The 18,099-nt window shown below is 59.0% G+C and carries 16 protein-coding genes; 2 read left to right on the top strand and 14 right to left on the bottom strand.

The window, feature by feature from the left end; genetic code table 11:
- The first annotated feature begins 50 nt into the window (after positions 1-50).
- Positions 51-1,196 carry a cellulase family glycosylhydrolase gene (locus tag BLR44_RS12380; protein WP_089682263.1) on the top strand — a complete coding sequence of 382 codons (1,146 nt, stop codon included), beginning with the start codon at positions 51-53 and terminating at the stop codon, positions 1,194-1,196.
- A gap of 173 nt (positions 1,197-1,369) precedes the next feature.
- Here BLR44_RS12380 and BLR44_RS12375 read toward each other — a convergent pair whose 3' ends face one another.
- From BLR44_RS12375 to BLR44_RS12345, 7 genes are all read right to left on the bottom strand, one after another.
- A complete protein-coding gene (locus tag BLR44_RS12375) occupies positions 1,370-1,867 on the bottom strand; it encodes an SRPBCC family protein (RefSeq protein WP_089682261.1) in 498 nt (165 codons plus the stop codon).
- Positions 1,857-2,183 carry an ArsR/SmtB family transcription factor gene (locus BLR44_RS12370; protein ID WP_089682259.1) on the bottom strand — a complete coding sequence of 109 codons (327 nt, stop codon included), beginning with the start codon at positions 2,181-2,183 and terminating at the stop codon, positions 1,857-1,859. The genes BLR44_RS12375 and BLR44_RS12370 overlap by 11 nt, the downstream gene beginning before the upstream one ends.
- A 151-nt stretch (positions 2,184-2,334) precedes the next feature.
- On the bottom strand, positions 2,335-2,766 hold the full coding sequence (locus BLR44_RS12365) for a VOC family protein (RefSeq protein ID WP_089682257.1): 432 nt from the start codon (positions 2,764-2,766) through the stop codon (positions 2,335-2,337).
- A gap of 38 nt (positions 2,767-2,804) precedes the next feature.
- Entirely contained in the window at positions 2,805-3,368 is a 564-nt protein-coding gene (locus BLR44_RS12360; protein WP_089682255.1) for a dihydrofolate reductase family protein, read from the bottom strand.
- A gap of 5 nt (positions 3,369-3,373) precedes the next feature.
- Complete coding sequence (locus BLR44_RS12355) at positions 3,374-3,592, bottom strand: hypothetical protein (protein ID WP_089682253.1); 219 nt, start codon at positions 3,590-3,592, stop codon at positions 3,374-3,376.
- Positions 3,593-3,793: 201 nt separating this feature from the next.
- A complete protein-coding gene (locus BLR44_RS12350) occupies positions 3,794-4,225 on the bottom strand; it encodes a hypothetical protein (protein ID WP_089682251.1) in 432 nt (143 codons plus the stop codon).
- Positions 4,226-4,233: 8 nt separating this feature from the next.
- Entirely contained in the window at positions 4,234-4,614 is a 381-nt protein-coding gene (locus BLR44_RS12345; RefSeq protein WP_089682249.1) for a nuclear transport factor 2 family protein, read from the bottom strand.
- A 127-nt stretch (positions 4,615-4,741) separates the two neighbouring features.
- On the opposite strand from BLR44_RS12345, the gene BLR44_RS12340 reads away from it, so the two are divergent.
- Complete coding sequence (locus tag BLR44_RS12340) at positions 4,742-5,731, top strand: GlxA family transcriptional regulator (protein ID WP_089682247.1); 990 nt, start codon at positions 4,742-4,744, stop codon at positions 5,729-5,731.
- A 37-nt stretch (positions 5,732-5,768) separates the two neighbouring features.
- On the opposite strand, the gene BLR44_RS12335 is transcribed toward BLR44_RS12340, so the two are convergent.
- From BLR44_RS12335 to BLR44_RS28875, 7 genes are all read right to left on the bottom strand, one after another.
- The gene (locus BLR44_RS12335) at positions 5,769-6,494 is read right to left on the bottom strand and encodes a hypothetical protein (RefSeq protein WP_089682245.1); all 726 of its coding nucleotides are present in this window, start codon (positions 6,492-6,494) and stop codon (positions 5,769-5,771) included.
- 250 nt (positions 6,495-6,744) lie between these two features.
- Complete coding sequence (gene galA, locus BLR44_RS12330) at positions 6,745-9,168, bottom strand: beta-galactosidase GalA (RefSeq protein WP_218127060.1); 2,424 nt, start codon at positions 9,166-9,168, stop codon at positions 6,745-6,747.
- Between the two features lie 14 nt (positions 9,169-9,182).
- Entirely contained in the window at positions 9,183-11,792 is a 2,610-nt protein-coding gene (locus BLR44_RS12325; protein WP_143017254.1) for a glycoside hydrolase 5 family protein, read from the bottom strand.
- Positions 11,793-11,917: 125 nt separating this feature from the next.
- Positions 11,918-13,129, bottom strand: a complete 1,212-nt coding sequence (locus BLR44_RS12320; protein WP_089682240.1) for a glycoside hydrolase family 53 protein — start codon at positions 13,127-13,129, stop codon at positions 11,918-11,920.
- A 95-nt stretch (positions 13,130-13,224) separates the two neighbouring features.
- Positions 13,225-14,712 carry a RagB/SusD family nutrient uptake outer membrane protein gene (locus BLR44_RS12315; RefSeq protein ID WP_089682238.1) on the bottom strand — a complete coding sequence of 496 codons (1,488 nt, stop codon included), beginning with the start codon at positions 14,710-14,712 and terminating at the stop codon, positions 13,225-13,227.
- A gap of 26 nt (positions 14,713-14,738) precedes the next feature.
- Entirely contained in the window at positions 14,739-17,819 is a 3,081-nt protein-coding gene (locus tag BLR44_RS12310) for a SusC/RagA family TonB-linked outer membrane protein (protein WP_245706043.1), read from the bottom strand.
- Complete coding sequence (locus BLR44_RS28875; protein ID WP_176956015.1) at positions 17,816-17,977, bottom strand: hypothetical protein; 162 nt, start codon at positions 17,975-17,977, stop codon at positions 17,816-17,818. Before BLR44_RS28875 ends, BLR44_RS12310 begins: the two co-directional genes overlap by 4 nt.
- Positions 17,978-18,099 lie beyond the last annotated feature (122 nt).

Below are 18,099 nucleotides of genomic sequence, written 5' to 3'. Positions count from 1 at the left end.
TTTTTGGCTAAGTTGGTGGTGTCTTCAACATTTTTTTGACCTCACCACCCATGACCACGCTCAACCGCCGCACCTTTTTGAAGAGTGCGAGCCTCGCGACCGCCGGCCTGACGCTGGCCGGCAGTGCTGCACTGGCTTCGCCCCAGGCCCGAAACCCGCTTCCGAAATGGAAAGGCTTTAACCTTCTCGATTTTTTCTCGCCCGACCCGACGCGCTTGCGTCCGGGCACGCCGGAGCAGTACCTGGACTGGATGGCCGACTGGGGCTTTGATTTCGTCCGCATCCCGATGGCCTATCCGGTGTATCTGAAGTTCGATCGTTCGAAGCCCATCACGCCGGAAGAAGTTTACCAGATCGACGAACAAGCGGTAGAAAAGATCGATGCTCTGGTGTCGGCTGCGCATAAAAGGGGATTGCACGTCAGCTTGAACCTGCACCGCGCCCCCGGCTATTGCGTCAATGCCGGTTTCGACGAGCCTTACAACCTCTGGACCGATCCGGAAGCGCTCAAGGCATTCTGTTACCACTGGTCGATGTGGGCGAAACGTTACAAAAACGTGTCGTCGCAGAAAATCAGCTTCGATCTGGTGAACGAACCGAGCATGCGGGCCGACATGAACGACCAGCATTCGCAGCGCAGTACGGTGCCCGGTCAGGTGTACCGGAAGGTGGCAAAGGCCGCTTCGGAAGCCATTCGCAAAGAAAATCCGAACCACCTGGTGATCGCCGATGGGAACGACGTCGGTACCAGCGTGATTCCCGAAATTACCGATCTGAACATCGGGCAGAGTTGCCGGGGCTACCATCCGGGCATCATCTCGCACTACCAGGCTCCCTGGGCCGTGAAAGATCCGGCCAGCCAGCCGAAACCGAAATGGCCGGGGCAGGTGGGCGATCAGTACCTGAGTCGGAAGATGCTGGAGGATTTTTACCGCCCCTGGATCGAACTGGTGCAAAAGGGCGTCGGCGTGCACTGCGGCGAATGCGGTTGCTGGAACAAAACACCACACGACGTGTTTCTGGCGTGGTTCTCGGACGTGCTCGACATCCTATCGACGAACGGCATTGGCTTCTCGCTCTGGGAATTCAGCGGCGACTTCGGTGTGCTCAACTCGGGCCGCGCGGACGTGAATTACGAAGACTGGCACGGCCAGAAACTCGACCGCAAGTTGCTGACGCTTCTGCAAAAAATGTAAGCGCTTGTGCGCAGAGGCGGGCTGATTAGGTATCGCGCTGGTCGTGGTAAAAATTCTCCTGGCTTGGATACCGGACGGGTGGCGTCGTAGTGCCTCGGTAACCAGAAACAGATTCATCAAAAAGGCCAACGCCTCGGCGTTGGCCTTTTTACAACCTTTAGTGGGTGCGTGCGTTAGGCATGGGCCAACACTTCGTCCAGGTTTTCCAGGCCGGCCGTGAAGCCCTCTTTGAATCCCATCTCCAGGATTTTTTCTAAATCCGAGGCATGGTCGTACTTCAGGTGGACGTTGACCAGCGTCGCTTCAGAGGCTTTCTCGAACGAAACCAGCCAATACGAACGGGGCCCTTCGGTGTTGACCTGTCCTGATTCATCGCAGAAGGCATCCTGCGTCTCGAATTTTTGGAGGGGCACAATGGTGTGGAAGTCTGCCCGGCTCCAGTGGGTTTCTCCGTCGGGGCCGACCATGGCGTAGAGCCAGTGACCGCCCTCCGTGAAATCCAACGTTTTGGTCTCGGCTTTCCAGGGCTTGGGCGCCCACCATTGGTCGAGCCACCGGGCTTCGGTCCAGGCGGCCCAAACGGTAGCAAGCGGGGCGGCAAATTCGCGTTTGACGTGGATGGTGTTGTTTTCCTTGTCGACAGAAAACTCCATCAGAAGACTACTTTTCATGGGGATTGGGGTTTATGTGAGGTAATAATTGATCCAACTGGTGGAAGCGGGTGGCCCAGCGCTTTCGGAACGGAATCAGCCAGCGGTCGATTTCCTGCATCGCGTGTGCGTTGAGCTGGTAATGCATTTCTCGCCCTGTTTTGTAAGGTTCGATCACGCCACAGGCTTTAAGCAACTGAAGGTGCTTGGAGATGGCCTGTCGACTCGTGGCAAAGTGTTCGGCCAGTGCGTTCGGCGTCATGGGTGCCTGGGTCAACAACTCCAGAATGGCCCGGCGGGTAGGGTCGGCAATCGCCTGAAAGCTATCACGTTTCATGTTCCTCTATGTGCAACCAACCGGTTGCGAATTAGGGCATAATCAAGAGTTAGGAGGCGTAACCTCCCTTCGTTAAGAAGCGTGCTTCGTCAAAGCACCCTCGTCGACCGGGCCATGCACCCGCCAGGCCGACGAAGGCAGAACTCGTTGCTCAGGAGGCAGGGAGGGCGTTTGGGTCGTAGCTCACCATCCAATTGATGCCGAACTTATCCGTGCACATGCCGAAGTAAGCGCCCCAGAAGGTGTTGTCGAGGGGCATGGTCACGTGGCCGTCGGCCGAAATGCCGTGGAACAGTGCGTCGGCTTCGGCTTGACTCGTCGTGCCGATGGAAATGGAGAAGTTATCGCCGAAGGCGCCTTCGCCCAACGAAGCGGGCCGATCGCTGCCCATCAAAATGGTATGCGAACCAACGGGCAACGACACGTGCATAATCTGGTTGGCGTGGGCGGAACCGGGCTGATGGCCGGGGGCATCTTGAAAGCGCATGAGCGACACAAAATCGCCTCCGAAAACGGATTTATAGAACGTGAAGGCTTCTTCGCAGTTGCCGTTGAAATTGAGGTACGGATTGATAATGGTCATTGAATTGAGGTTGGTTAAGTCAGGAATGGAGGTGCGTTTCAGAAACTTGCGGCAGGGGCATAGGTCAACAGAACATTCCCCGATGCAAAAGGCCTGACACGCAGCAGCTGAAGTCGGAGGGACGTAGGCAGGCCTGCCAACAGCGTGCGGCCGGCTCCCAGCACCACGGGGTTGACGACCAGTTGCAGTTCGTCGATCAGACCGGCTTCGAGTAACGAACGGGACAGGTGCGCGCTGCCCAGAATGGTAATGTCTCGGCCGGACTGCTGTTTTCGGTCCCGAAGCTCGTCGGCTGCATCGCGCTGCGTTAGCTCCGTATGAGCCCACGCAGGAGACGCAAGCGTGCGAGAAAACACGAGCTTTGGCGTGGCGTGCATGCGTTCGGCCAGCGCAGGCGAGGCGTGGCGGGCGGTTTCGGTTGGCCAGTACCCCACCATGGTCTCGTAGGTTCTGCGTCCGAACACCAGGAGGTCGGTCGTCGCCAGTTGGTCGAGGGCAAAGGCCTGATGCTCCTCGTGGGCATGGTGCCAGTGGATTTCGCCGTGCGGTCCTTCGTAATACCCGTTGAGCGTGATCATGCTGTGTAAACTCAGTTTGCGCATCGGCGTTAATCGGGCAAGACTTCGGCCTGAACGCCAAAGTGGTGTAGGAGATCAATGAGAAAAGGCGCGTCCACCCCGCCGCTTTGGCTGGCCACCCGCAGAATGCGGTCGCAGTCGTCCAGGTCGAAATTGGCGCGGTGGCCATCGCACGTCCGATGGATCTGCTCCGTCACCCAACGGGCCTGGCGTGCCTCCCGGACATTTGTTTTGAAGACTTCTACCATCGGAAGCGATAGCCTGTGGTTGAAAACGTTTTTGTCGGTTCAGGTGAAATGATCGGATGAGGTGCCCACCGGGCAAGCGGCGGCGGATGGGCAGCAAGGTACACGGGCCAGGAACACGAAACACGGCGCAGTTGCCCAGCCGAGACGCGCGCCTCGCCAAGGCCGACAAATCCGCACCGGAAGCGCGGCCCGCGAGTTCCGTCAAGCGAAAGGTCGCTGCGTTTTGGCCGTATCCAGCTTTACCAGGCAGGTCACCCGGTCGCCTTCGTACCATTCGACGCAAGCGCCGTTGGGATCGATGCGAGGGTCTTGCAACAGTTCCAGAAACATCGCTCCGATGGTTTCGACCTGCAGCTGCCAATCGTCCAGCGTGGCCGACAGGTACTCGCCTTTCGGAAGCACAAGTACCTCGCAACCCGCCGGGGCCGGTTCGTCGGCGCGTGCTTCCAGGGCAGCCGCGTGGTAGACGATGGTTCCTTCGCGGTTCGGCCGCGAGAAGCCGACGTACGTTCTTGCTTCGGGAGCCGGAAACCTGGCGTACAGCGCCTCAAAGGCCGCCTGGATGCCCTCAGGGAACGAGGCGGCTCTGAGGGCAAACAACCGCTGGTCGCGTGCGAACGCAATGCGTTTCATGGGCGTGTCTATTGAGTCAGCTCGGCGGCCGCTTTTTCTTTGGTCTCCACGTAATACGACGTCAGCTCTTTGACCTTGCCGTCTTGCAGGCGGTACACGTCACAGTAGGCACCCTGGTGAAATTTTCCTTGGGTGTCGGTCATTTCCATCGTGCCTTCGCATGCAACGATATCGCCTTCGGCAATCATGCGCGTAGCATAAATTTTAGGCGCGTTGGCCGGGTTCATTTCGCCCATGGCTTCGCGAATGGCGTCTTTGCCGATCCAGGGTGCGGAACCGAGCATGTTCCAGCGGACATCGTCGGTACAATGGCGCAGAAAGGCTTCGATGTCGGCTTCTTCGAACGTGCGGTTGATCTCTTCAACGAGGGTTTTGGGGTTGGTCGTCATGATGGAACGTGGGTTTGGGTAAGCAATTGAACTGACTCAAAAGTAAAATATCGGGCTTGGGTTGATGAGGGGTGTCTGCGCCAATATTCGGGTTGTTTGCGACAATCGGGAAGGGTATTTTTAGTACATGAAACACGTCTCAATTCTGGTGCCGCAGGGGCACACCAGCGTGGTCAATATTGAGGGCACACGCCACATTTTTAGCGAAGCAAATGCCTGCTTGGTCGGGCAGGGACACGGGCCCGCCTTCGAGATTAATTTAGTCGGATTGGGGCGTGAGGTGAGGCAAGCCACGGGCTTTTTTACCGTAAACCCCGACCGGCTGTTGCAGGAGGTGACGCACACCGACCTGATCATCATTCCGGCGCTGCACGGCGACCTGCCCCAGGCCATTGCCCGGAACGAGGCGTTTCTACCCTGGATTGTGGAGCACTACCAGCACGGTGCCGAGGTCGCCAGTTTTTGTGTCGGTGCGTTTTTTCTGGCGGCCACGGGGCTGCTGCACGGGAAGCAGTGCGCGACCCACTGGGCACACGCTCCTGCATTCCGGCGCATGTTTCCGGACGTGCATCTGGTCGACGACAAAATTCTGACGGAAGAAGACCGCATCTACACCAGTGGCGGGGCGTATTCGTACCTGAATCTGCTCCTGCATCTAATCGAAAAGTATGCCGGACGTGAGCTGGCGATCCTGATCGCCAAGATGTTCGCCATTGAGTTGGACCGGAGTAGTCAGTCGGCCTTCATCATTTTTCAGGGACAGAAAGCGCACGAAGACGAGGCGGTGCGCAAAGCGCAGGCGTTTATCGAACAGCACGTGCAGGACCGAATCACGGTCGATCAACTGGCCGACCTGCTGGCTGTGGGGCGACGTAGCCTGGAGCGCCGGTTCAAAAAAGCGACGGGCAACACCGTGACAGAATACATCCAGCGTGTTAAAGTCGAGGCCTCGAAAAAATGCCTTGAGACCAGCCGTAAAACCGTCAACGAGGTGATGTTCGACGTCGGTTACAACGACACCAAGGCTTTCCGTACCGTCTTTAAGAAAATCACCGGCCTGTCGCCCCTCGAATACCGCAACAAGTACAACAAGGCAACGATGCGTCTCGCAGGGTAGATCAAACGCCCCCGATGCGAGCACCCTCTGAAAGAGCTTACTGCTCCAACTGACTGCAAAATTCCAGAAGCCGCTGGAGGTCGTCTTGCTTCGAAAAATCGGTCGGCTGCTGATGAAGATACCGTTCGAGGTCGCGCCGGTGGCCGGGAAATAGCGTACGAAGGGTGGATTTGCGGACTTTGTGCAGGCGTTGGTTGTGGTCGACCAGGAAAAATTCGTCCTCCCTCAAAAAGACCAGACGGTCGGGTGACTTTTCGTTGTATAGCGCATGGGCGGTGTGGCGTTGATAAGGCGGCTCGCTGATCAGGTTATCGGTAAAGTCGGCAGCGGGGCCGTAATACCCGTTGGCGCGTTCTATGTTGCCTTGAATCAGGCGGAGGACTTGCCTGACGGCCAATTTCACGCCCGGATAGGCGGCTACTTCCTCTACGTACCCAAACTGCGGATCATAATAGAAGTGCGTCTGCCCGATGGAAAGGTGCTTGATGAGAAGTTCCTGGGCTGGCGAAAGCGTATCGCCTTCGGTGGTGATGAACTGGATTTCGCCGAACAGCCGGTTGTAGTTCAGCCGGGCGGGCAGTGTCTGGTCGTTGTAGAGCAAAATCACCCCTTCCTGGAACGTGGGAAAGCGGTACCTCGCTTCCGCCGGAATGACGTGCATGACGACTTCGCCCCGGTCGACCGTGAAGCGTTGGGGCGCTTGTACCTGCGCAGCGAGGGAACTACAGCAGAGTAGACTGCAAAACAGGTAGGCGTTCTTCATGAGGGAAGGGCGTGGGTGGAAGCTCAAGATACAGCAAAATCTGTGCCTTTGTGCTACCTGCCTGGTCAGCCTGCTGCCATCAATTTGTGCCGCAAAGTGGCGCACTCTCGACGTGTGTAGGCCTTACTTACGATTTAGCGTGACCTGCTCGCAAAACGCTCGTACAACACGGAGGCGCCTCACTAAAAAGTGGCTCTGTGCCCTGTACAGCCACAGGCAGAGGCGAGTTACCCTCTCTCAAAAGTGAGTACTACGGCATCTGTATAACCACCGAAGCCGCTTTCAAGCCTTCCGCGGTGGCGCCGATGGTGAACGTGCCGGGTTGCGTTCCGGCCTGTACAATCAACTGACACTTGCCGTTGAAGAGATGACGTTGCCACTGCCCGTCGGGACACTGATCGGGTTCGTGCGAACTGGGATCGCCGTTGCCCACGCCCAGCATGCGCCCCGTGCCGTCCAGCGAAAACCGAATCAGGTGTTGGGCGTCGGGTACCTCCCGGCCCTTTTTGTCCTGCACCGAAACGTTGAGCACCGTTGCGTCGCGACCGTCAGGGGTGAGGGTGGTGCGATCGGGCGTCAGTACAATGCGGTAGGCGGCGCCGGTCGTTTCCATCTTCTTCCGGATCTTCCGACCGTCTTTGAGGGCCACGGCTTCCAGTTTGCCCGGCTGGTAGGGCACCATCCACTCCAGGTGCTCGTTCCGGGGCATGGTTTTCGTACCCAGGCTTTTGCCGTTCAGAAACAACTCGACCGTTTCAGCATTGGTGTTCACCCATACTTTGATCGGTTGCCCTTCGCGGCCCGGCCAGTTCCAGTGGGGCGTCAGGTGCAGTACGTCTTCATCGGTCCACCACGACTGGTAGTAGTAGTAAATGTTTTTCGGAAAGCCGCACACATCCATCACCCCGAAATGGGAGTTGATGTTGGGCCACGCGTAGGGCGTGGGCTCACCCCGATAATCGAAGCCGGTCCAGATGAAGCCGCCCATCCAGTAAGGATGCGCTGCCGCCTCGGTCCACCACGCTTCGGCCGTCGACGACCACCAGGGGTGCGTAGAGTCGTAATCGGGAACGTAGCCCCGGATCGAATCGACCACGTAGATGCCGCGCGTCGTCACCGTGCTGCCCATTTCCGTCCCGACGAGCGGTTGCTCCGGGTGGTCGGCGTGGTAGGGAGCGACGCCCTCGTGGCGGTAGTTGAAGCCGCGCACCGGAATCACTTCGTTGATGCCTTTGTATACGTTAGCCAGGTCGGCCGCGTAGGTGCTGGTCCGCGTCGGGTCCAGTTCCCGCTGTTTTTGCAGGAGTGTCTGGGCAATCCGCCGCCCGATGGCCGAGGTCTGCGACGGCTCTTCGTTGCCGATCGACCACATGAAAACAGACGGATGGTTGCGGTCGCGGACGATCAGGTCTTCCAGTTGTTGCAGATACGCCGGACTGCTGTTGAGGAGTCGGTTTTCGTCCATCACCAGCATGCCGAGGCTGTCGCAGGCGTCGAGCAGTTCCGGCGTGGGCGGGTTGTGGCTGGCCCGGTAGGCGTTGACCCCCATTTCTTTTAAGAGACGGATGCGGTAGTACTGCAGCGCATCGGGCACCGCGCTGCCGACTCCGGCGTGATCCTGGTGACAGTTGACACCCTGGAGCATGACGTGCTGCCCGTTAAGAAACATCCCACGGTCAGGCGTGATCTCAATCGTCCGTACACCGAAGCGCGTCTCGACCCGATCCACCACTTTGTTGTTCCGCTGAATCTCGGTCACCATGCGGTAGCGATAGGGATCGTCCAGCGACCAGAGGTGAGGAGTGGGCAACGTCAAGTGTTGCACTACGGTCTGCGTATCGTGTGCCGGCAGTGCCGAAAAATCGGCTTTGCTTTCGGCGAGGCGCTTGCCGTCCCGGTCCAGTAGGTAGGCGGCCACCGTGCCCTCGACCGGCGTGTCTGTTTCGTTTTCTACCGACGCTTCGACGGTCACGATCGCCTGTGGCCCCTCGACTTTCGCGTGGACAAAAACGCCGTGCAGGGGTATGTGGAGCGGATCGTACTGGTGCAGCCACACATGGCGGTAGATGCCCGCACCTTCGTAGAACCACCCTTCGTATTGCGTGGCGTCGACCCGCACCACCAACACATTCGCTTCGCCGTAGCGCAGGTAATCGGTCAGGTCGTAGGCCACACCGGTGTAGCCGCTCGGATGGTTGCCCAAGTAAAATCCGTTCAGCCAGATTTGACTGTCCCGGAAAACCCCGTCGAATTCGATCACGAACCGCTGCCCGGAGTCAGCCCGGGCCACCTGAAAGTGCTTGCGGTACCACCCGATGCTGGTTTCGGGAAATAGACCGCCGACGGGTTTGTAACCGTGCGCCATCACGTCGAAATTATCGACCTCCACAAAAGGAAGTTGCACCGCCCAGTCGTGCGGGAGTTGGAGCGTTTGCCAAGTACTGTCCGCAAAGCGCGGATCGATGGCCGTGCCCACGGCTTTACCCGATTTCGAAAAGATGTTGGCGACGGTGAAATCGAAATCCTGTTGCGGGTCGGCCGCGTGCCCGAAGTGAAACTTCCAGTCGTTGTCGAAGAGGGTCTTCTGACGAGGAACCGTTTGCGCGAAACAGGAAGCCGTCGGCGCAACCAGTCCCAGGAGGCCGAAGAAAAGACAAAACGTGCGATGCATCATAAAAGGCATAAAAATTATTCCAGCCAGATTCCTTCCAGGGTAAGGGTTGACGGCTGCGTTTGTGCGGAAGCGCTAGGGTCGATCGAAAACTGTACGCTTTCTACCGCATGCAAGTCAAACGGAATCGGCGCTGGATTCTCGAAATAATAGGGCAAAAAGGTGGGGTAGGGGCGCGGCAACGTGACCAGCGCCACCGGTTGCAAATCGGCCAAAGCGACGCGGTGCGCCTCCGTTGCCGACGATAGGGTTAGCGTGGCACCGTAGACGGAGCCGTCGTTCAGCACCAGCGCGACCTGTACGGGGCAGTGGGCCGATGAACCTGAGTTGCCCCTGACGACGAGGTGCGTTTGGGTACTTAGCTCCGCTGCACGACGCGCAACTTTATCGCCGACAAAAAGCCGGAAACTGTGGTCGGTGATGGGCTCAGCTTCCGGATTTTCCGGATCGAGGGGTTGTTGGGACGGAAGGCGAAGCTGCAGCGTAGGAGGCGTTGGCCCCGCGCCCGGGAGCAGTTGATAGCGACTGGCATCGTTCGTGTGCAGGAGAAAGGCTTCGTCTTCCAGCGGATTGAATAACGTGACCGGCGTTCCGGCGACCGGCGTCCCGGCATTGGGTGCCACGACAGAGAGACGGTAGGAGGAACTGCGGTCGAAATCCCAGTCCGTTGGCGCTCCGGCCTGATCGTTCGGGTACGTGCGTGCCTGCCCCTGGCATTGAACGGTAATGTAGTAGCGCAGAAATCCCTCCCGCACCTGATCGGCAGGCAGTACGGCGCGATACCGATACGCACCTTGCGGCGTCATCTTGATTTTTTCCGGTCGCCAGCCTTGCGTAGACGCCCAGAGTTCTACGGCGTCGGGCGTTTCCGGGGCAACCACCTGCACGTCCAGTTCCACCGGCTGTCCGGCCGAGACGGGGGGCGTGTGCGTGTGCCGCACGTAGGTCTGGGTAAGAGGCGACGAGGGGCCGTAAAACTCCCCGAGCGTGATGTTCTTCCAGCGGTCCGTGGCCTTCCATTTCGCTTGTTTGCCCTGACGCGTAAGCAGATACGTGCCCGGACGAACGGTGCAGGTGGAGCCTTCGGCTTGCGTTTGATAGGAATTTCCCTCGTTAAGGGGCATGAGGGTATAGCCTTCGCCCAGGTCGGGCAGTTGCACCGTCAGCGAACGATCCTGTGCGCGGGTTACCGCCACCGTTTTCTGCAAACCCGTGGCCGAAAAGGGATCGTCGACCCAGACGGCATCGGGCAGCACTTCCAGCCGCCACACGCCTTTTTCCAGTCGGTCGAGGAAATACGCCCCCGTGCCATCGTACTGCACCAGCGGCGATCGGCCCCACCCGGCAATCTGTTCCAGCTTCTGGAGCCGTTTTGGCGCCGAGGTCGTATGGTGGGTGTAAATGAATTTCTGATCGGTCACCAGCTCGGCCAGATCCTGCCCGTAACTCACCCGGAAGCCGGCGAAGGCCGTGTCGGCGGGATAAGTGCCGTAAGAAGCGTGCCGCGGCACCCGGTGAAAGATCTCTCCGGCCAGCATCAGGCTCAGCGCTTTTTGCGGTGCATACACCAGGTTCATAAAGTGGGTGCTGTACTCGGTATTGGTGTGGGCCAGGAAGGTCGGGTCGTACGCAAAGTGGGTGGCCGTCTGCATCCCCGCTGTGCGGAAGCTGCGCGCCATCGCCGGATAAATGTACGACCGACCGACGTCGGCGGCGTCAAACTCATACACGACCTGCGCCATCTTCCGGTAGGCGGGTCGGTCGATGAACGGAATCGTGTACGCATCCACGTGCGGCAGCAGATTGCCCCGCAATTCGTGGCGTGCGCCCAGGCCGGTCGGGTACCACTGAAACGTACCACCCTGGATGTCGGCCTCCGCGTAGGCGTCGGCCAGGTGAATGCTGTGGCTAATGTTGTAGAAGATCGGTTTCCGGCAGCCCGTCCGTCGCATGGACGCCACCATCCGGTTGATGAAAGCCGTCACCTCTTCGGGCGTTCCCCGGTGGTGCGGTTCGTTCGATACCTCGAAAGCAATCAGGTCAGGATCGTCCTTGTACGCCACGCCCGTGTAGGGATTGACGTGGTTCAGAAACTGAAACAGGTAACGTTCCTGCGCTGCAATGGCCTCCGGATGGGTCAGACACGCCTCTTTGCCGTATTTGGTCGCAAACCCCGGTGTCGGCTCGGCAGGTTCCGGGTAGCCGTTGGGCCAATAGGCAATGGGAGTCAGAAAATAGTGCATGCCCCGCTTTTTCAGTTCGTTCAGCGTGAAGTCCAGCAGCCGCAGGTGGTCGTTGTCCAGCAGATTCCCCACAGTATCGCTGATTTCTACGTCCCACACGTGGACCCGGTACAGGTCGAAGCCCAGCCGTGCCAGGTGGTAGACGTCCTGCGCAATGGCCTGTTCGCGGTCCACACCCAGCCGGTCGGCCGCGCGGTAGGCGTAGGCAAACGGTACCGTGTAATTCACCCCGAAGCCCTGCACTTCCTTTTTGGTGTCGCCCCAGCGCATGACACCTGCGTCGTCCACGTACACATCGCGGGACGATTGCGCCCTGCACGGGGCGAGTACCGGCGCAAGCGCCACGAGCCCGAAGAACAGGCAAGAAACCAAAGCGTTTTTCAAAGCACGTAAAAAGTTAGGATTGATCGGAACATGATTCGACAGGGCAGGAGCGGCCCGTGTGGTGTGGTGAGCGACTGATAAATCGCTTTCCCCGATTGACCGCTTTGCACATTACGCCCCGCGGACTATTCTTTCAGGTAAGCCATGCCGGGTAGCGGTGCTCCCTGAAAATCGAACAAGGTGGCGTTTTCCCAGGAGGAGCCGGTGCCCCACAGGTCTTTCATCTGCGAGGTGATCCAGGCGGGCTCCCAGTAGATGATGCCGTAGCCGCCGCCGTTGCGCATCTGGCGCGTCATCTCCCGCAACAGTTGCGCCTGCCCGGTCTTCGTGAACGGATAGCCCGCCAGCGGAGTGCCACTACCGAAAATGTTGGAATAGCTGTCGGCCCCTTCGGTGGTCCAGGGATAAGCCGTTTCCAGAATCATCACTTGTTTGTGGTACTTGCTTTTGTAGCGCGCCACGTGCTCGCCCAGGTTCTCCAGTTGGACCCCTTCGCTGTGCCAGAGGGGGTAGAACGAAAACCCAAGCACATCAAAGTCGTGTACCTGGCCCGTGGTGGTGACGTTGTCGAACCACCACGTGATGTTTTTCGGGTCGGCTACGTGCAGGAGGATCTGCGGTTGTACGTCCGTTGATTTCGCCACCTCGCGCACGGCCCGGATGCCGGCGTTCAGCAACTGCCCGAGCGCCTGCCAGTGGGCAGGTTCCTGACACACAGAAGCTTTCGGCAGGCCCGCGGGCGCCTCAGTAAAATAAAAGCCGCAGTTGATCTCGTTGCCGATCTGCACCATTTCCGGCATCAGGCCCCGTTGCGCGAGGTGCTGCAAGGTCTGGTAGGTGTACTGGTAAATCGAGTCGGCCAGGACATCGAGCGAGGTGATGTCGCGCCAGGCGGCCGGGACCTGATTCTTACCGGGATCGGTCCACGTATCGGAGTAATGAAAATCCAGGTTGATGGCCATGCCCTGCGCCTTGGCGAGCCGGATGGCTTCCGTCACGTCGGCAAGGTCGTTGTAAAGCTGCGTTCCGGCACTGCCGTACACGTCTCGGGTCCAGGTAGGCTGGTGCCACAGGCGGAAGCGGGCCAAGTTGGCACCATGATCTTTGAAAATCCGATACGGACTGCGGACTTCGCCGGAATCCCGGTAGGTGCCGCCGTGGTCCAGAATCTGGTTGACGTACGAAAGATCCACGCCCTGGTAAAACGTGACGGCAGGGAGCGTGGTGTCAGGGGTGGGCACGGCGAGCGTGTCTTCCGGGTCGGTAGGCGCTTCCGGGGGAGTACAGCCGAACAGGCACGTCAGTACAACCAGCAGAAACGTAGCGAGGTGGTGCATGGAACGGGGGTGTCGTGTGAGAGAACTTAGCGAAGAGGGGCACCTCCCGCCCGCACGGACGGGAGGCTCGACCTCTTTCTACTGTCAGGCAACAATTAGTATCCTTCGTTTTGCGTGAGTTGGCCGCCGCTGTTGTTAATGGCGTAGTCGGGGAGGGGGAGAAGCGTCGGCCCCGGCGTTTTGCCGACCGACTGCAACGCCGCTTCCCATTTGCCGTGGCGAACCAGGTCCATCTTGCGGTAGCCTTCAAAATAAAGCTCCCAGCCGCGTTCGCGGAGAATGGCATCGCGTAGGGCCTCTTTCGAGGCGATGTCGGCTTCGGGCAGATCGCCAATGCCCGCCCGGCGGCGCACCTGGTTGATCAGCTCGACGGCCTCGGCCGTAGGACCGCTGGTTTCGTTGATGGCCTCGGCCAGCATCAGCAGCACGTCGGCATAGCGGGCCAGCGGCAGGTCGTTGCCCTGGAAGGCGTTGGTGCCTCCTCCTTCGTCCGGATACTTGGCTACTACTGCTCCGCGCAGGTTGCTACGGTCGCGGGTTTCGCCGCTTTTGTTGACGTATTCGGCTACCAGCAGATTCCGCCGTTCGTCGTTCGGGTCGAACGAATCGTAGAACGACCAGTTGGCGGCGTAAACGCCGTTGGGGCTGGGCCAGCCGCCCTGCACTTTTTCGCCGGGGTAATCAGAGGGGTAACAGTAAAACGCGAAGGCGTTCATGTTGCCCTGGTTCTGGTTGCCGCTCTGGTCGGGCTGGCAGGAGACCGCAAAAATGGTTTCGTTGTTGATTTCCGTCGCCTCGCGGAACAGGCTCGTGTAATCTTCCACCAAACTGTAGCCCATCGTCTGAATTTCGCGCCCGATTTCCTCGGCCTGTTGAAAATTCTTCTCGTTCAGGTACAGGCGCATCAGCACCGTCAGGGCAATGCCGCGATTAAACCGGCCGTATTCGGCGGGGTACGCGTCCAGGTGCTCTGCCGCAAATTGCAGGTCTTCCGCAATGGCGCTCACGTACGTGGCCCGGTCCGGACGGGTGAGGTTGTCTTCGGCGTCGGTGCCGATCAACGCCGGGTCCAGAATCACCGGCAGCGGGCCGTACAGGTGCAGCAGGTAGTACATGATCCAGCCGCGGGCCATGTGGGCCTCGGCCAGGAATTGATTTTTAGGCTCTTCCCGAATGTCGGCTTGTTCCAGGTCGTCGATGATCTTCGTGATGCGGGTCACAAACCGGACTTTCTCGAAGTGACTGGTGCGGCCCTGCGTCTTCAGAAAGACGAAATTGGCCTTGCTGAAGGCTTCGAAAAAGCCGCCCCATTCGGGAAACTCCGCAAACAGATCGGTGGGTGCGTCGAAAAGCTGCACGTAGCCGTACTCGTAGCTGTAGAAGTTGTTTTGCCAGTCCAGGTCCTGGTAACCCCACTTCGCATTGAAAGGCTTGTACACTTCCAGCATGTAGAGCTCGAAATCGTTTTCCGATTGCGGAAAGTTGACCGGCGAGAGCGATCCGTAAAGTTGCGGGTCCAGGTTTTCGGTACAGCCGCCGGCCAGCAGCACCAGCGTACTGAGCAGAAAATATAGTTTTTTCATGAGATTTCGGTCAAAAGGTGGTGGAATCAGAAGCTGGCTTTTACGCCCAGCGAATACGTACGCGCCATCGGGTAGGGGGCCGGGCCGCCCTTCACGTTCGCGGCCTGCGTTTCCGGATCGGCGCCTTCGTACTTCGTAATCAGGAAGGCGTTCTGCACATCGACGTAGACGCGCAGGCTCTGGAAATACTTCCGCTCACTGCCCGGATCGACGTTGTACCCCAGCGTGAGGTTGCGGCAGCGCAGAAAGTCCCGGCGTGCCAGGCGCGTGTCGACACTGGCGGGCAGTCCCAGGGTGGTTTCGTTGTAGCTGACGCCCGGCCAGGTGCCGTCCGGGTTGGCGGTGCTCCACACGCGTCCCAGGGCGTCGGTACCGCTCTGGTTACCCGAAATCAGGTTGTTGGGATCGGCCCAGATGCTGGTGTAGTTCCAGCCGGTGGCGCCGCGCTGTCCGTACAGAAACACGTTCAGGTCAAAGTTCCGGTAGCGGAACGAGTTGCCGAACCCGAGGATGAACCGTGGATCGGCGTTGTAACGCACCACGTCCTGGTAGTCGAGGGTGTTGTCGCCGTTGCGGTCGACAAACCGCGGGGCACCGGCCATCCGCGCACCTTCGGGCTGCCATTCGGGTATTTCCTGGTTGGGTTGCAAAATGCCGTCGGTCTCAAACACGTAGATGGCATTGACCGGATCGTCCACCTGCACATACGGTTGCAGGTCGTTGTTCTCGAACCGCCGTACCCAGTGGTAGTAGTAGTGCGAGATGTTGAGCGTGCTGTTCCACTCGAACACGTCGCTCCGTACGTTGGCCGTGCTGACGGCCAGTTCCACCCCCTGTCGGATGGTGCGCCCCCCGTTGCGCGGCACAGACGAAATGTAAGAAAGCTGTGGCGTGTTGGCGTTGGCGTTCAGCAGGTTCGTGATGTCGTCGTGGAACCAGTCGAGCGAGCCTGAGATCCGATCCCGGAACAGCCCGAAGTCGAGTCCGATGTTGGAGTTGACCGTTTTCTGCCACTTCAGGTTGGGTTGGTCCAGGGCCGTCTGGTAATAGGGTGTGTAGACAACGCCGCCGTTGTTGAAGACGATGATGTTGGGGTCGGGCACAAACACACCGTACGCCACCGAGCCGATGGTGTTGCCGGTGGTGCCCATGCTGGCCCGCAGTTTCAGCAGGTTGAGCGTCGTATTGTTTTTCAGGAACGATTCGTTCGAAAGTTTCCAGCCGACCGAAGCCGACGGAAAACCGGCGTATTTCTGGTTCGGGAAAAACTTGTCGTAGCCGTCGTAACGGTAAGTGAGCGTCAGCAGATACCGGTCCAGCACGTCGAACGAGGCCCGCCCGAAAAACGACCGTTTCTTCTCGAAATACTTGTACGACGTGGTGGTTTTAGGACCCGTAGCCGACGCCAGATTCGTGGTGTTGATCACGTCCAGCATGTCGGACGCCTCAATGCCAAAGCCCGTCCCGTCTTCGATGTATTGCCCCACACCGCCCACGGCATCGACCGAGGCAATGGCCCCGAGCGATTTCTTGAAGGACAACGTCGCTTCCATCGTCTGGTTTTGACGTCGGGCTTCGTTCAGCGAGCCACGGGCGCGGAACAGTTGCCCCCAGAACACTGTGGACGGAATAAAGAAGTCGCGAACCGAGTTTTCGCTGTTGTTGCCGTAAAGTACTTTTCCCGTCAGCATGCCGGGAATGATGTCTACGTCCAGCGACAAATTGGCCAGCAGGCCCGTAAACATCGTCTGGTCGTTGATGTTGAGCAGTGAAACCGGGTTGCCGATCACGGCAAATTGCGTGAAATTGCCGTCCGCGTCGCGCACCGGGACCGAACTTGGGTACGCCAGCGCCGCTTGCAACGCGCCGAAGCTTTGTGTGCCCGCGTTGCCGGTCTGCCAGCCCGCCGTCGAGTTGCCGTAGTAGTTGCGGCTGGCGTTGACGCTGGTGTTGAACGTGAGCCGCTTGTTGAGTTGGAAGGCTACGTTGAGCCGCCCGTTGTAACGCGTCAGGTCCGAGTTTTTCATCGTCCCCACCTGATTAAAATAGCTGCCCGAGAAGTAATAGGTAGCGCGTTCGGAGCCGCCCGTAATGCCGAGCGTGTGGTTGTCGATGCTGCCGTTGCGCAGCACTTCCCCCAGCCAGTCGGTTCCTTCGCCGGCGTTCTGAATGTCCGTTTCAGAATATTTGGGCTGGAAACCTGTGGCCGCATTAGGCCCGAAGGGTTGCATCTGGTTGTCGGCCAGGTACTTGTCGAGGGTAAACTGATTGTAGTTCCGCATGTACTCCTGTGCGTTCAGCGGCTCCAGGTAAGGCAGGTTCGTGACTAGCGACCGGCTGCCTGAGTAGTTCACGTTCATCCGGCCGGCTTTCCCTTTTTTGGTCGTGATCAGGATGACCCCGTTGGCCGCATTGACGCCATAAATCGCCGCCGAAGCGTCTTTCAGGACTTCGATCGATTCGATGTCGTTCGGGTTGAGGCCCGCCAGACCGCCCCGCTGCACGCCCTGGAGTTCGAGCCCGCCGTTGTCGGGTTCCAGTCCGGAATAAGGAAACACGACGCCGTCGACCACCACGAGCGGATTGCCGCGACCGCGGATCGAGAGGTTGATGTTCCCGCCGGGTTCGGAGCTTTGCTGCGTGACCTGCAAACCGGCCGCCCGCCCGAACAGCAGTTCGGGGATGGAGTTGTTGGCCGGGGTAGGAATGTTCTTGGGATCGACTTTGGCGACCGACGTTGTGATGTTCTGGCGGGTTGTGGTACCGTAGCCGACCACCACGACTTCTTCAAGCGCTTTTACGTCTTCCTGCAAGGTAACGTCCAGGGTAGCGCGGCCTGCCAGCGCAATTTCCTGCGCCAGGTAGCCTACCGCGCTCAGCACCAGCGTAGCGTTGGCGTTCACGTTGAGCGAAAAGTGGCCTTCCACGTCGGTGATGGTGCCGTTGTTGGAGCCTTGTTCCAGGATGTTCACCCCGGGAATGCCTTCGCCGTTGGCATCGAGCACGCGGCCCGTGACCGCCACGGACTGGGCCCGGAGCACATCGCCGGTACACAACAGGGCCACCAGCGCGAAGAGTTGTAACAGAGAATGTAAGTGTGTTTTCATAAGGTGTTGTTCATAACGAGGTGGTTGGTGCGGTGCAGTGACCGGTCGTCAAGTGCCAGGAAAAGAACCGTGAGGGCATAGCCGGGAATCCGCGGGCGGCAATTCCAGAACGGAATCTCGCAGCCGCGACGGCGGGAGAAGTGGGGTGGTGCTTTCATGGGGCATGAACGTAGGAAGCTGCTGCACGAAAAGCCGACGGGGCCGACCGTTCGTTTGGAAGAGCAAGATGGAAAAAAGGGGAGGGCGGGGAGGATACAAATCGACCCAAAACCATAACAAA

The sequence above is a fragment of the Catalinimonas alkaloidigena genome, from assembly GCF_900100765.1.
GTDB classification, from domain to species: Bacteria; Bacteroidota; Bacteroidia; order Cytophagales; family Flexibacteraceae; genus Mooreia; species Mooreia alkaloidigena.
The sequence above is the reverse complement of the archived record's forward strand: the minus strand, read 5'-3'. Positions and strand labels throughout refer to the sequence as shown.

Excerpts from the sequence above, each read along its gene's own strand:
- BLR44_RS28875 (WP_176956015.1), bottom strand. The coding sequence starts at position 17,977 with ATGAAAGCACCACCCCACTTCTCCCGCCGTCGCGGCTGCGAGATTCCG.
- BLR44_RS12315 (WP_089682238.1), bottom strand. The coding sequence starts at position 14,712 with ATGAAAAAACTATATTTTCTGCTCAGTACGCTGGTGCTGCTGGCCGGC.
- BLR44_RS12335 (WP_089682245.1), bottom strand. The coding sequence starts at position 6,494 with ATGAAGAACGCCTACCTGTTTTGCAGTCTACTCTGCTGTAGTTCCCTC.
- BLR44_RS12380 (WP_089682263.1), top strand. The coding sequence starts at position 51 with ATGACCACGCTCAACCGCCGCACCTTTTTGAAGAGTGCGAGCCTCGCG.
- BLR44_RS12320 (WP_089682240.1), bottom strand. The coding sequence starts at position 13,129 with ATGCACCACCTCGCTACGTTTCTGCTGGTTGTACTGACGTGCCTGTTC.
- BLR44_RS12360 (WP_089682255.1), bottom strand. The coding sequence starts at position 3,368 with ATGCGCAAACTGAGTTTACACAGCATGATCACGCTCAACGGGTATTAC.
- BLR44_RS12375 (WP_089682261.1), bottom strand. The coding sequence starts at position 1,867 with ATGAAAAGTAGTCTTCTGATGGAGTTTTCTGTCGACAAGGAAAACAAC.
- BLR44_RS12350 (WP_089682251.1), bottom strand. The coding sequence starts at position 4,225 with ATGAAACGCATTGCGTTCGCACGCGACCAGCGGTTGTTTGCCCTCAGA.
- BLR44_RS12355 (WP_089682253.1), bottom strand. The coding sequence starts at position 3,592 with ATGGTAGAAGTCTTCAAAACAAATGTCCGGGAGGCACGCCAGGCCCGT.
- BLR44_RS12370 (WP_089682259.1), bottom strand. The coding sequence starts at position 2,183 with ATGAAACGTGATAGCTTTCAGGCGATTGCCGACCCTACCCGCCGGGCC.
- BLR44_RS12310 (WP_245706043.1), bottom strand. The coding sequence starts at position 17,819 with ATGAAAACACACTTACATTCTCTGTTACAACTCTTCGCGCTGGTGGCC.
- BLR44_RS12340 (WP_089682247.1), top strand. The coding sequence starts at position 4,742 with ATGAAACACGTCTCAATTCTGGTGCCGCAGGGGCACACCAGCGTGGTC.
- BLR44_RS12345 (WP_089682249.1), bottom strand. The coding sequence starts at position 4,614 with ATGACGACCAACCCCAAAACCCTCGTTGAAGAGATCAACCGCACGTTC.
- BLR44_RS12365 (WP_089682257.1), bottom strand. The coding sequence starts at position 2,766 with ATGACCATTATCAATCCGTACCTCAATTTCAACGGCAACTGCGAAGAA.
- galA (WP_218127060.1), bottom strand. The coding sequence starts at position 9,168 with ATGATGCATCGCACGTTTTGTCTTTTCTTCGGCCTCCTGGGACTGGTT.